General features: G+C 52.2%; 13 protein-coding genes and 1 pseudogene. 9 read left to right on the top strand and 5 right to left on the bottom strand.

All coding sequences use genetic code 11. The features are described from left to right. The first annotated feature begins 18 nt into the window (after nt 1–18). The 5 genes from J5067_RS10570 to J5067_RS10550 all read left to right on the top strand — a co-directional run bounded on the left by J5067_RS10570 (nt 19) and on the right by J5067_RS10550 (nt 5,113). On the top strand, nt 19–1,476 hold the full coding sequence (locus J5067_RS10570; protein ID WP_264651073.1) for a mannitol dehydrogenase family protein: 1,458 nt from the start codon (nt 19–21) through the stop codon (nt 1,474–1,476). A 178-nt stretch (nt 1,477–1,654) separates the two neighbouring features. Continuing rightward, on the top strand, nt 1,655–2,668 hold the full coding sequence (locus J5067_RS10565; protein ID WP_264644272.1) for a Zn-dependent oxidoreductase: 1,014 nt from the start codon (nt 1,655–1,657) through the stop codon (nt 2,666–2,668). A 76-nt stretch (nt 2,669–2,744) separates the two neighbouring features. Then, entirely contained in the window at nt 2,745–3,758 is a 1,014-nt protein-coding gene (yiaK, locus tag J5067_RS10560; RefSeq protein ID WP_264644273.1) for a 3-dehydro-L-gulonate 2-dehydrogenase, read from the top strand. 11 nt (nt 3,759–3,769) lie between these two features. Continuing rightward, complete coding sequence (locus tag J5067_RS10555; protein WP_264628871.1) at nt 3,770–4,243, top strand: YhcH/YjgK/YiaL family protein; 474 nt, start codon at nt 3,770–3,772, stop codon at nt 4,241–4,243. 183 nt (nt 4,244–4,426) lie between these two features. After that, nucleotides 4,427–5,113: a GntR family transcriptional regulator gene (locus J5067_RS10550; protein ID WP_264626598.1), complete on the top strand. Its 687-nt coding sequence runs from the start codon at nt 4,427–4,429 to the stop codon at nt 5,111–5,113. A gap of 67 nt (nt 5,114–5,180) precedes the next feature. On the opposite strand, the gene ydfZ is transcribed toward J5067_RS10550, so the two are convergent. Both ydfZ and J5067_RS10540 read right to left on the bottom strand, forming a co-directional pair. Continuing rightward, the gene (ydfZ, locus tag J5067_RS10545) at nt 5,181–5,387 is read right to left on the bottom strand and encodes a putative selenium delivery protein YdfZ (protein ID WP_264644274.1); all 207 of its coding nucleotides are present in this window, start codon (nt 5,385–5,387) and stop codon (nt 5,181–5,183) included. A gap of 185 nt (nt 5,388–5,572) precedes the next feature. Next, nucleotides 5,573–6,736, bottom strand: a complete 1,164-nt coding sequence (locus J5067_RS10540; RefSeq protein ID WP_264651110.1) for a multidrug efflux MFS transporter — start codon at nt 6,734–6,736, stop codon at nt 5,573–5,575. A 348-nt stretch (nt 6,737–7,084) separates the two neighbouring features. Between J5067_RS10540 and azuC the strand changes: the two genes are divergently transcribed. Continuing rightward, nucleotides 7,085–7,162: a stress response protein AzuC gene (gene azuC, locus J5067_RS23295; protein WP_350338160.1), complete on the top strand. Its 78-nt coding sequence runs from the start codon at nt 7,085–7,087 to the stop codon at nt 7,160–7,162. Nucleotides 7,163–7,316: 154 nt separating this feature from the next. Here the strand turns inward: azuC and J5067_RS10535 are convergent, their stop codons facing one another. Then, nucleotides 7,317–7,694 (bottom strand): type II toxin-antitoxin system VapC family toxin, encoded by a 378-nt coding sequence (locus J5067_RS10535; RefSeq protein WP_264651072.1) that lies wholly within the window; start codon nt 7,692–7,694, stop codon nt 7,317–7,319. 162 nt (nt 7,695–7,856) lie between these two features. Next, nucleotides 7,857–8,135, bottom strand: a pseudogene (locus tag J5067_RS10530) (hypothetical protein); the annotation flags it as partial. A 143-nt stretch (nt 8,136–8,278) separates the two neighbouring features. Between J5067_RS10530 and J5067_RS10525 the strand changes: the two are divergent. Both J5067_RS10525 and J5067_RS10520 read left to right on the top strand, forming a co-directional pair. Beyond that, entirely contained in the window at nt 8,279–9,061 is a 783-nt protein-coding gene (locus J5067_RS10525) for a type IV toxin-antitoxin system AbiEi family antitoxin (RefSeq protein WP_264627924.1), read from the top strand. Continuing rightward, nucleotides 9,048–10,013, top strand: a complete 966-nt coding sequence (locus tag J5067_RS10520; RefSeq protein WP_264627923.1) for a nucleotidyl transferase AbiEii/AbiGii toxin family protein — start codon at nt 9,048–9,050, stop codon at nt 10,011–10,013. The genes J5067_RS10525 and J5067_RS10520 overlap by 14 nt, the downstream gene beginning before the upstream one ends. Before the next feature lie 35 nt (nt 10,014–10,048). Here the strand turns inward: J5067_RS10520 and J5067_RS10515 are convergent, their stop codons facing one another. Further along, nucleotides 10,049–11,128: a tartrate dehydrogenase gene (locus tag J5067_RS10515; protein ID WP_264651071.1), complete on the bottom strand. Its 1,080-nt coding sequence runs from the start codon at nt 11,126–11,128 to the stop codon at nt 10,049–10,051. Between the two features lie 111 nt (nt 11,129–11,239). On the opposite strand from J5067_RS10515, the gene J5067_RS10510 reads away from it, so the two are divergent. Beyond that, nucleotides 11,240–12,127: a LysR family transcriptional regulator gene (locus J5067_RS10510; protein WP_264644276.1), complete on the top strand. Its 888-nt coding sequence runs from the start codon at nt 11,240–11,242 to the stop codon at nt 12,125–12,127. Nucleotides 12,128–12,404: the final 277 nt, after the last annotated feature.

Raw genomic sequence — 12,404 nt, 5'->3', positions numbered from 1 at the left:
ACGTTGGGAAAAACTGTTATGACAACGTCTCTCTTACAGGCAAAAGCCGCGGTGCCTGAATATGACCGCAGCAAACTGGTCGCTCGTATTGCTCATATTGGTTTCGGCGCGTTTCATCGCGCCCACCAGGCGGTGTGTGCCGACAAACTGGCCGCACAGTTCGGCAGCGATTGGGGCTATTGCGAAATCAACCTGATTGGCGGTGAGCAACAGATTAAGGATATTCGCGAGCAGGATCTGCTGTGGTCCGTATCGGAAATGGCGGACGATGGCTGGACCAGCCGCATTGTTGGCGTAGCCAAAACCGCCCTGCACGCGGAGTTGGACGGCATCGAGGCGGTGCTGGAAGCATTAAGTGCACCGGATATCGCTATCGTATCCATCACGGTGACGGAAAAAGGCTACTGCCACCATCCGGCAACCGGACAGCTTAACGCCGAGCATCCGATGATTGCGCACGATCTCCAGCACCCGGATCAACCGCGCTCTTTGCCGGGCGTTATTCTGGCTGCGATCAAACGCCGTAAAGCTCGCGGTGTGCCGCCGTTTAGCGTGATGTCGTGCGACAACATGCCGGAAAATGGCCATGTGACACGCAATGTGATTACCCAACTGGCGCAGCGTCAGGACCCTGAACTGGCGCAGTGGGTCGCGCAGCACGTGACGTTCCCTTCCACCATGGTGGATCGTATCGTACCGGCGATGACGCCAGAAACGCTGGCGCAAATCACCGAACTGCTGGGCGTGAACGATCCGGCGGGCATTGCCTGCGAGCCGTTCTTTCAGTGGGTGATTGAAGACAGCTTTGTCAACGGGCGTCCCGCATGGGAAAAGGCGGGGGCGGAACTGGTACAGGACGTGCTGCCGTACGAAGAGATGAAACTGCGCATGTTGAATGGCAGCCACTCCTTCCTGGCGTATCTCGGTTATCTGGCGGGTTATGCGCATATCAGCGACTGCATGCAGGACGAGGCACTCGTTAAAGCGGCACACCACCTGATGCTGCAAGAGCAGGCTCCCACGCTGCGCACCCAGGGTGTTAATCTGGCGGCTTACGCCGACGCGCTGTTACAGCGTTACCGCAACCGTGCGCTGAAGCACCGTACCTGGCAAATTGCCATGGACGGCTCGCAGAAGCTGCCACAGCGTATGCTGGATTCGATTCGCTGGCATCTGGCGCACGGCAGTCGTTTCGACATGCTGGCGCTCGGTGTGGCCGGATGGATGCGTTATGTCGGCGGCGTGGATGAGCAGGGAAATGCCATTGATATCAGCGATCCGTTGCGTGATGTGCTGGCAGACGTGGTGCGTAACAGCGAGCAGGGAGAAGCCCGCGTTCAGGCATTGCTGGGACTGGAGGCTATCTTTGGACAAGACTTGCCGCAGCAACGTGAGTTTGTAGCGACGGTGACCCGCTACTATCAGTCTCTGCTTCAGCATGGGGTGAAACAGACGCTGCGCACGCTGGTCTGGTAATTTTCCGCCTGATAATGCAAGAATAAAAGCGTTATTTATCTGTAAAATAACGCTTTTTTAAATCAGCCTATTCGAGTATCTCCACGTGTGACTGATGGTAAATGTGATGTTGCTCATAGGTTTTTTTTATGTTTTCTTGTATGGTAGTATGCATGTTAGCCATTAATGAGGTTGCTGAATGAAAAGTATTGTTATCGCACAACCCAACCAGTTGGATATTGAGGAACGCGCTATCCCGCAGCCCTTGCCAGGGGATGTACGGGTAAAAATCAGTTTGGCAGGGATCTGCGGTTCAGATAGCCATATCTACCACGGCCATAATCCCTTTGCTAAATACCCTCGAGTGATTGGTCATGAGTTTTTTGGCGTTATTGAGGCAGTAGGAGAGGGCGTTGAGGACGCGCGGGTAGGTGAACGTGTTTCTGTCGATCCTGTTGTCAGTTGTGGTCACTGTTATCCGTGCTCCATTGGCAAACCGAACGTGTGTACGGAACTGGTGGTATTGGGCGTGCATCGTGACGGTGGTTTCAGTGAATACGCCGTGGTGCCAGCCCGTAACGCGCATCATATTCCTGACGATGTGAGTGATGAGTTCGCGGTCATGGTTGAGCCTTTCACGATTGCAGCAAATGTAGCGGGTCAGGTTACACCCACAGAGCAAGATTGTGCCTTGATTTATGGCGCGGGGCCGATGGGTTTGACGTCTGTTCAGGTGCTGAAAGGCGTTTATCAGGTACAAACCGTGATCGTGGTGGATCGCATTCCAGAGCGGCTTGAAATGGCACGGCAAAGTGGTGCGGATTACGTTATCGATACTACGCACCTGTCCTTACCGGATGAGCTGGCTCGTAGGGGATATCGACCCACGTTGATTATTGATGCTGCCTGCCATCCATCCATTCTGCAAGAGGCGATTACGCTCGCGTCTCCAGCCGCCCGTATTGTGTTGATGGGCTTCTCTGCGGACCCGTGCACCGTCACGCAGCAAGGGATCACCAGCAAGGAACTGAGTATTTATTCCTCGCGCCTCAATGCGCATAAATTCCCGATTGTGATCGACTGGCTGCGCGCTGGATTGATCGATCCCAGTAAGTTGATTACTCACCGCTATCCGTATCAGGAAGTGGTCAGCGCGATGGCAACGTTTGAAAACGATCGTCATAGCTGCTGTAAGGTCATTTTACGTTTTTAGCCCAAGACGGGTGTCCAGACGTGAATGGAGACCCGTACTCATACCTGCCTACTCTACTCAAAAGAATGAGGATAATATGCAAAGAATTCAATTTGATGTTATGAAAGAAACGGTTAAAAAGGCGTTCATCAATGCCGGGTTGGATCAGAAAAAAGCAGACACGTGCGCACAAATACATACCGAATCCAGCTGCGACGGTATTTACTCCCATGGATTAAACCGCGTTGCCCGTTTTGTCGACTACGTCAATAAAGGCTGGGTAGATATTCATGCTGAGCCCGAGTGTGTCAAAGCGCTGGGTGCATTGGAAATCTATGATGGTCAACAAGGTGTGGGCATAACCAATGCGCTGTTTGCTGTTGAACGCGCGACCGCGCTGGCGCGTGAAAATGGTGTTGGTATCGTGGCGCTGAAGAACACAACGCACTGGATGCGCGGCGGCACGTATGGATGGAAAGCGGCTGAACAGGGCTATGCTGCTATCTGCTGGACCAATACCGAGTCTTGTATGCCTGCATGGGATGCAAAGAACCCACGTTTGGGGAATAACCCGTTTGTTATGGCCGTGCCGCGCAAGGCGGGGGCATTGGTTCTGGATATGGCGATGTCGCAGTACGCTTACGGAAAATTGCAGGTAACACGCCTCAAAGGCGAAAAACTGCCGTTCCCGGGTGGGTTTGATAAAGACGGCAACTTAACGGATGAACCGGGCCCCATCGAAGAGTCAATGCGTATTCTGCCTACCGGTTATTGGAAAGGTTCTGGTATGGCCATTTTGCTGGATGCCATGGCGGCATTGCTCTCTGCGGGTCATCCAACCAATGAAATTGATAAAATTCAAAAGGGGAGTTGCACCGGCGCCAGCCAGATATTCATGGTGTTTGATCCCGCCCAACTCGGTGGCAGCGAATTCAGCGACCGTTTGGCTGATAGCATTGCTGACTACGTGAAGACATCCCAACCCGCGGAAGGTAAAAGTGCTGTCTATTTCCCTGGTGAAATGGAAGTAAAAATGCGCGAGCAGCAACGCGACCAAGGGATTGTTGTTGATGACGGTGTCTGGGCTGAGATTGTCGCGTTAGCGAAATAGAGGGGGAATCGATGATAGTTGGCAATATTGCTCAATTAGCGGCGTCTCGCTTGGAGTTACCGGCAGCGATCTATCAGGTGTTAGAGACGCTGAAGGGGATTGATTTTGCTCAACACCCTGACGGTGAAATGCATCAGCAAGACGTGGTGTACAAAACGTTTCAGGCAACGACGGCACCCAGTCAGGCACGTATTGCAGAAACGCATTGTGACAACATTGACGTGCAATTCGTTATTTCTGGACAAGAGCGGTTGGAATACCGACCTGTACTTCAGTCGCTACCCGACGATCCGCATCCTGAACAAGACAATTACTTCTATCGCAGTAAAGCGGGGACAGAAAAGGATATCGTGTTAACGCCGGGTGATTTTGTCATTTTATTCCCGTGGGATATTCATGCTCCACTTTGCCATGTAGAACATGAAGCCCCGGTGCGTAAAGTGGTGGCTAAGGTTCCTGTGCGTCTGTTGCACCCAGGTTCATGATCCCGGATTAAATCCTCTTCGAACCCTCATACGGCGGCCTACATTGCTCTGATTTTCAGAGTGGTATGCCGCCGTTATCTGTTATGACGTGCTGGGAAAAATGGAGAGGAAAAGAAGGTAGGTAAGACAAAGAATTAGCATGTATTATGAAGGGTAATACTTTCGAATAGTCAAAAGCGATGTATGGAAACTTCCTTTCAGATCAACAGTAATGAGCCGGTCAATCAGCAAATCTATCGTATCCTGCGTAAGGATATCGTGGAGTGCGCGATTCCGCCGGGTAAGTTACTCTCAGAAAAAGAGATATCAACCCGTTTTTCCGTTTCGCGCCAGCCGGTGCGTGAGGCGTTTATCAAACTGGCAGAAGCGGGGCTGGTGCAGGTACTGCCGCAGCGCGGCACTTTCGTCATGAAAATTTCGGAACAACGGGTGGCTGACGCACGTTTTATCCGCCAGGCGCTGGAGTGCGCTATTGCGCGCCGGGCCGCAGAGTTCGTGACCGATGAGCAATTACTGGTGCTGGAGCACAATCTGCACCGGCAGGAATTGGCGGCACAGAATGAGCAGATTCGTGAGTTTCTCAGCCTGGATGACGATTTTCACCAACTGCTGACGCAGGTGGCACGCTGCCCGTTGGCGTGGGAAACCATCGAGTCAATTAAGGCGACCATGGACCGGGTTCGTTTTCTCAGCCTGAGTCAGGTTTCTCCACCGCTGAATTTGATCAAGCAGCACTACCTGATTTTTAACAGCCTGAAAGCGCACGATCCGGATGCGGCAGAAGCGGCAATCCGCGAACATCTGCAAGAGATGATCTATTCCATTACTCCGATAGCAGAGCAAAACCGCGACTGGTTCGATCACCCATAACGGGTCGGTGGTGGGAGAAAACGTGCATCGGGCGTGCTAACACGCCCGAAGGGAGACGAAAGCCGTGTTAGGCACGGCCCAAACGCATCAGTTCATCAGGGGAGAAGTAGTCACTGACCCCATTGAGTTCTACGCATTTGGCGTTGCGAACGTCTTCTCGTTTCAGCTTATCTGCATGAATGGCGGCAATGGTACCCACCAGACGAGAACCGTTTTGCATTACACGACAGCCCGTTTCCAGCGGGTTTCTGTATCTGTCATACGCTGTGTACATAAAAACCTCCTTCGTTGACCACAAAAAACCGCTATCGATCCTACTGCCGAACGGTGGCTGTCGCCAAGGTAAAGGGACGTTTTATGAATAATCCGTATATAAATCCTGGCGTTATTCCCTGAGGTAAATAACGCTATGGGATAACGGAGGAGCGATCACGGCTTAGCGGGGATTTGTCGGAAGCGCTAGGCGATATGCAGCGTATTAACCAACACCAGCAGTGCAGTCATGATGAACACCCAGCGAAACCCCATCATGGCGGACACGCCGGAGCCGAGCAGCGGACCTGCCACATTGCCCAGATACATAAAGGATTGGTTGTAACCAAAAATCCGGCCAGTCACCTGCTGGCTGCTGTATTTCAACAGCAGCGCCTGCGTCGCAGGCATCAGTGCGCCATCGGCAAAACCCAACAGGAAACGCAGTATTCCTAGCTGTAACGCATCATTGATGGTGGACATCAAACAAAACAGCAGTACGCAGGCTACCAGTGCGGCGATCAGCACGCGGTGCGCGCCGATTTTGTCGCCCAGACGGCCCAACCGAGGGGCTGACAACAGGGCTGAAACGCCGGGAACCGCAGCGATCACGCCGCTGAGAAAGGCCAGATTATTGGTGTCCGGCGTCAGTTCGCGAATAAACAGCGTCAGTATCGGACTGATAGAGCCGTTAGCGAGCTGAATCATCATGGTGGTGACAAACAGGCTGACGATCAACGCCGGGTAGGGCAGGGAAGAGAACACCGCTTTGCCACTGAGGCGATTGGCTTTAGTGACCTTGGTAACCCCTTCTTTGATGGTGAACAAGGTGATCAAAAAGCACATGAACAGCAAGGTTGCGGTGATAAAGAACACCACGCGCAGCCCGACGTGGTCGGCGAGGAAGCCGCCGAGCAGCGGGCCGATAATTACGCCAGCCACTTGGCCGGTTGAAAGCGTACCCAGCGCCCAGCCGCTTTTTTCACGCGGCACTTGCGAGGCGATCAACGCCATGGCATTGGGAATATAGCCGGAGGTTAGCCCCATTAAGGTGCGCAGGATAAACAGATGCCAGACATCGCTGGCCAGGCCTTGTAGCGCCATGACAATCGCCATACCCAACGCGGCGCGCAGCAGCATCAGCTTGCGCCCTTTGCGATCTGCCAGACTGCCCCACAGCGGCGCGACGATGGCCGAGACCAGAAACGAAGAGCTGAAAATCAACCCTGACCACAAACTCAGAGCAGCGTGGTCGGTGACGCCGAGTTGTTCAATATAGAGCGGCAGGAACGGCAGAATCTGGCTCATGGCAAGGCCAGTAAAAAAGCATCCCACCCAGGCGGCGTATAAGTTGAGTTTCCAGGTTTCCATGGCGTCCTGCATGCCGTCGCAGCGCGGCAGCGTTACGGGTAAAACAGCGATATCGGCGCGATATTGGCCGCTGAACGAACTTGCCTTCACGGCAACTGCCGGGAAACTATCACGTGATGTGATTAAAAGTTCTTCATATTTTAATAAGATAACATAACGAGCGCCGAGATGAGCTACCTGCACGTGTGAATATCGCCAGTTTCTGCACGCGACGGCACGCATACAAAAATTTTTTGTGATGCGCGTCACAAAAACTTGCGTCGTGATTATGACGAGCGTACACTCTGTTAACAGAAGACAACATCACCTGCAACTTCATTATCGGTTACGTTAAAAAGGCCAAAAATCGTGCGTAAATTACTGAAAAGAATCCTGGCTGCTTATGTTCTTGCCCACAAAGATGTTCCGCCGGGCGCTATGTACTGATAGCCATCGCAATGTGAACCCAGCCTATGGCTGGGTTTTTTATTGATGCTCATACCTACCCACATTCTCTCTGTTCTTATCGAAACCAAATCTCGCTCTTCATCACCAAACAACCGATGTTTTTCTGGTTGTAGCTTGAGCCGTTTACGTTCTGTCAATGAATTGGCTGATAACTCACATTAAGACGTTTAGCCAGCGTCTCAAGCCGCTTATTCAGTGTCCAAAGTCTTGCTCCCTGTGTTATCAGGGTTGATGCCAACAATGTAATATCAACCAGACCACAGCCGAGGTCGTACAGCTTTTCGTTTTCAATGAATGCCATCACCTCGCTGATAGTGGCTTGATGGCTCAGTGATAACAGCCCCAGGTCCCCAAGCGTTCTCACTCTTGGTGCCGGGGGGGTACCACACGCTATCTCTGCAAGAATCATAGGATGTGTTAAAACCAAATCCATGCCCAGCAACTTGATTAACCGGTCATTCCTGTTTTTGAAATGGTCAACCCAGATGGACGTATCAACCAAAATAGTCATTATGCGGATGGCTCCTCGCGGCGGCGAGGGATTGGCTGGATTTCAGGCGATGCACCGCCGAGCGACGCCAGCCTTTTTGCCGCTTGCACCCGAAAAAGTAAAATCAAGGCAATTGGCAAGAAAGGCATAATGACACTGGGTAACTTTATGGTAGCGGGTTTCTGTTCGCGCCCGGCGCGGAGTTTTAAGCTCTGCGGAGAAACACCACACCAATTCAGACAGCAACCCGGTTATCAGCGGTTCGGATTCCTGCGATAGCGCGCATTCTGTCAGTAATTTTCCCAAGGCAAGGCATGCCACCAGTCGGCCACACAGTGCCTGCTTTAATGCCGGATCGTTGCTTTCAAGCAGGGCGCCGGCGAAACGCTCACTGTGAGCGGCGAAATCCGTGGCGGAACTGAAAGGTAGGGTAAGTAACGGGTGAGTCTGGGTGAGGGTCACAACGGGATGTGGTTTAAATTTTTACTAAAACGTCGACTTGGAGGCGACAAATAGGAAAAATATTAAACCCAGCCTTGTCATGCGCGTTCACCAGAACCATAATGGTTTAAAAATAAACTGAATTGTCAACTGAGAGGCGACAATTGGCTAATTATTTAAACTGGCTAATGCAAAACACCTTACCGGGGCAGGTATTGCTTCAGTCATGGCTTAGTCGCAATGGCATCGATCGCACGCTCTCTTATCGCTATGTACAGAACGGTTGGCTTAAAAGGATCTCGCAGGGGGTTTATTGCCGGGTGGGCCGTGAACCTGATTGGGTCGATGCCGTATCCTGCTTGCAAATGCAGTGGGAAAGACCGGTACGAATAGCGGGGCTAACCAGCCTTGCTTTACAGGGTTATTCCCACTATATAGAACAGGGAAAGCCTCAAATCTGGCTTGCGCTCCCTGCTTATACCAAATTGCCTGGATGGTTTAGTGCATTCGAGTCATCAGCCACTTTTGTCAGGCTCTATACGTCGGGATTATCTGTTGATGTGATGTCATTTACGACAGAACTGAAAATTGGTGACAGGTTACTAACGGGCAGTATATCGGAGCTTGCAGCGTATGAAATCGCCAGTAGCGTTCCTGCTCAAATCTCATTTGAACATGCTGATGCGCTGTTTCAGGGGTTAAATCTGCTCAGCCCACGCAAATTACAGGTACTGCTCTGTGCCAGTTCTTCGGTGAAAACCAATCGGGTGATGCTCTACCTGGCCCAGCGCAACGGACATCCTTATTTTCAGTATCTCGATCGAAGCCGCATAGAAACAGGTGCAGGGAAGCGGCAAATCATTCCTGGTGGCTGGCTGGAGCCGGATTATCAAATAACCGTTCCCAGAGCATTCAAATCGAAAGGAGTCGAAGATGAATCAACGTGATATTTATGCCCAACAGGTCAGGCTGTTGATAAACGCACTACCCTATGTGGCGAAAGAGCCTTGCTTTGCGTTGAAAGGCGGTACCGCGATCAACTTGTTTGTACAAGATTTCCCTCGTCTGTCAGTGGATATCGATCTGGTTTATAACACGTTCTTGGATCGCGATACCGATCTGGCTGCCATCGATGACGCATTGAGGTGCATGGCGGAATCTCTGAACCGCAACCCCGGTTTCACCGCCATTCGACAGGATAATAAAGCTGACGAAAAACGTATCATCGTTAATTCCCGTGATGCACAGATAAAGATTGAAGTCAGCCCGGTTTGGCGTGGATTGTTGTTACCTTCAGCAGAAATACCGGTATGCGAGCCGGTGGAAATGGAATATGGCTTCACCACCATGAATGTCGTGTCATTGGCGGATCTCTATGGCGGTAAAATTTGCGCTGCACTCGATCGTCAGCATCCACGCGATCTGTTTGATGTAGTCAATATGCTGGAAAAACCGGGCCTCACTCGCGAGATTTTCGATGGCTTTCTTTGCTATCTGGCGGGTCATCCTCGTCCCATCGCTGAACTGTTGGAACCTCACTGGGATACTGCTCGGATCGCTACGCTGTACCAGCAGGAATTTTCAGGCATGACCCAGCAGGAGACCTCTTTGGAATCATTGCTTGCAGTAGTAACTTTGCTGCCACAGGCGTTGAAATCACATTTTACCGATCGCGATCGTCAGTTTTTACTCAGTTATAAGCAAAACAACCCTGACTGGTCGTTGTATCGCTATCCTGATATTCAGCATCTTCCCGCTATTCGCTGGAAACAGCGTAATTTAGCGACGTTGAATGCAAAAAATCCGGCTAAGTTTGGTGCTGCGGTGAGCAAGCTAGAGCGGGTTTTAGAACAGTATTTGGATTCTGACTCTCCTTTTAGAGGCCTAACTCATCGCTAGGCCTCTACTGATTAACACGGTTTTACGCACCGATCTCAAAGCGCATCAGCAATCGCGCGGCCTAAGGTTTCTGTATTGCCGCTGCCGCCCAAATCTCGGGTTAATGGTGCCTGTGTCGGACCTTGTGCCAGCACGGTTTCGATGGCCTGTAAAATCGCCGCCCCTGCCTCTGCGTGACCCAAATGCTCCAACATCATGGCACCGCACCAGATTTGACCAATCGGGTTGGCGAGGCGTTTACCGGCGATGTCCGGAGCGGAACCGTGCACCGGTTCAAACAGGCTGGGGAACGTGCTCTCGGGGTTGATGTTGGCGGAAGGCGCGATACCGATAGTGCCGGTGCAGGCGGGGCCAAGATCGGACAGGATATCGCCAAACAGGTTGCTGGCGACCACCACATCAAACCAGTCTGGATGCAGCACAAAATTGGCGGTGAGAATATCGATATGGAACTTGTCGACTTTCACCTCCGGGTAATTCTGCCCCATCGCGGCAACGCGCGTGTCCCAATACGGCATGGTGATGGCAATGCCGTTGGATTTGGTGGCAGACGTCAGGTGTTTGCGCGGTCGCTTCTGCGCCAGTTCATAGGCAAATTTCAGGATGCGATCGACGCCGACGCGCGTCATCACGGTTTCCTGCATCACGATTTCACGCTCAGTGCCTTCAAACATCATGCCGCCGACGCTGGAGTATTCCCCTTCGGTATTTTCCCGCACCACGTAGAAATCAATGTCGCCGGGGTTGCGGTTGGCGAGCGGGGCTTTGACGCCGGGCATCAAGCGGCACGGACGCAAGTTGACGTACTGATCGAAATCGCGGCGGAATTTGAGCAGCGATCCCCAGAGCGACACATGATCGGGCACCACTTCCGGCCAGCCAACGGCACCAAAATAGATAGCATCGAAGCCTTTCAACAGCGCGAACCAATTGTCCGGCAGCATTTTACCGTGCTTGAGATAGTAGTCGGCACTGGCAAAATCAAACCATTCCCACTGTAATTCAATGCCAAACTGCGCGGCAGCGCGCGTAACAACGCGAACCCCTTCCGGCATCACCTCTTTTCCAATGCCATCCCCTGGGATGACGGCAATCTTGTAGCGTGGTACAGACATAATGGCATTCCTGTTTTTATCGATTATCAGACCCAACAAGTGTATTTCTTGTCGAAATGATGAACAATAAGCCTAACGGGAAAGCTATTATTGAATTAAAGGTAATAATCGATGCGGGAAGTGAACGATCTGCTGTTTTTCAGTCGCATTGTCGCGCTGGGTAGCCTGACGGCGGTCGCCAGAGAGATGGGGCTGTCTCTTCCCGCCATCAGTAAACGCTTAAGCGCGTTGGAACACCGACTCGGCGTGCAACTGATTCAACGTACCACCCGACGGTTAGAGTTGACACTGGAAGGCCAACTCTACAGTGAAGGTGCGCTTCCCATCCTGAATGAGATCGCCGAACTGGAGAACGCGGTCAGCCGCAGCCAAATGACGTTACGCGGCAAGCTGACGGTAAACGCCTCGTTTGGCTTTGGTCGCCGTCATATTGCCCCGCTGGTGTCTGCTTTCTCCTTACTGCATCCTGAATTGGAGATACAGCTACAGCTGTCGAGCCAGCCCATCAATATGCTCGATGCCGGTATCGATATCGATATTCGCGTGGGCACCCCGCCCGATTCACGCCTGATTGCCCATAGGCTGCGCACTAACCATCGAATTCTGTGCGCTGCACCCGCCTACCTGGCCCGTGCTGGCGTGCCGCAAACGGTGGCCGAACTGGCCGGACATAACTGTCTGGTGCTGCGCCAGTACGAAAGTGATTATGCGATGTGGCGCTTTTACCGCGACGGTCAGGAGTTCAGCCATAAGGCCGAAGGCAATCTGTCGAGTAACGACGGCGAAGTGGTGATGCGTTATGCGCTGGATGGGCGAGGCCTGCTGTTGCGTTCCGCCTGGGATGTTGAACCTTATCTGGAACAGGGCGCGTTGGTGGCATTGTTGCCAGACTTCACAACTCAGGATGCGGGCATTCACGCTGTCTATCAGCAGCGGCGTCACGTTCCTGCCAGAATCACCACCTTTGTCCGCTACCTTCAGGCCGAAATGGCTGTCTAGATTGAAACGTAGTCGCGTTTTATTAAAGACGCTCAAATCTCCGATCGCTATGGTATCAATTTTAATCCCTTAGGCTTGCCAGAGGTCGCTGTGAATACGGCGATGACCTGTCTTGTGCCATTTGGGACATTTATCGATGCCTGTGCACAGGTACAATATTGTTAAAAGGAAAGGGTAAAAAACCACGCAGTCTTGTGCACAGGATCTGGCAGTACGGCAGCGCGATGGATGCGTGCTGTAAGTGCGACCAGGAGGGTGAAACAGCACGGTTTTGATT

The sequence above is a fragment of the Candidatus Symbiopectobacterium sp. NZEC151 genome (genome assembly GCF_025962655.1).
In the GTDB taxonomy this organism is placed as follows: Bacteria; Pseudomonadota; Gammaproteobacteria; order Enterobacterales; family Enterobacteriaceae; genus Symbiopectobacterium.
This window is presented reverse-complemented; position numbering and strand designations above follow the sequence as displayed.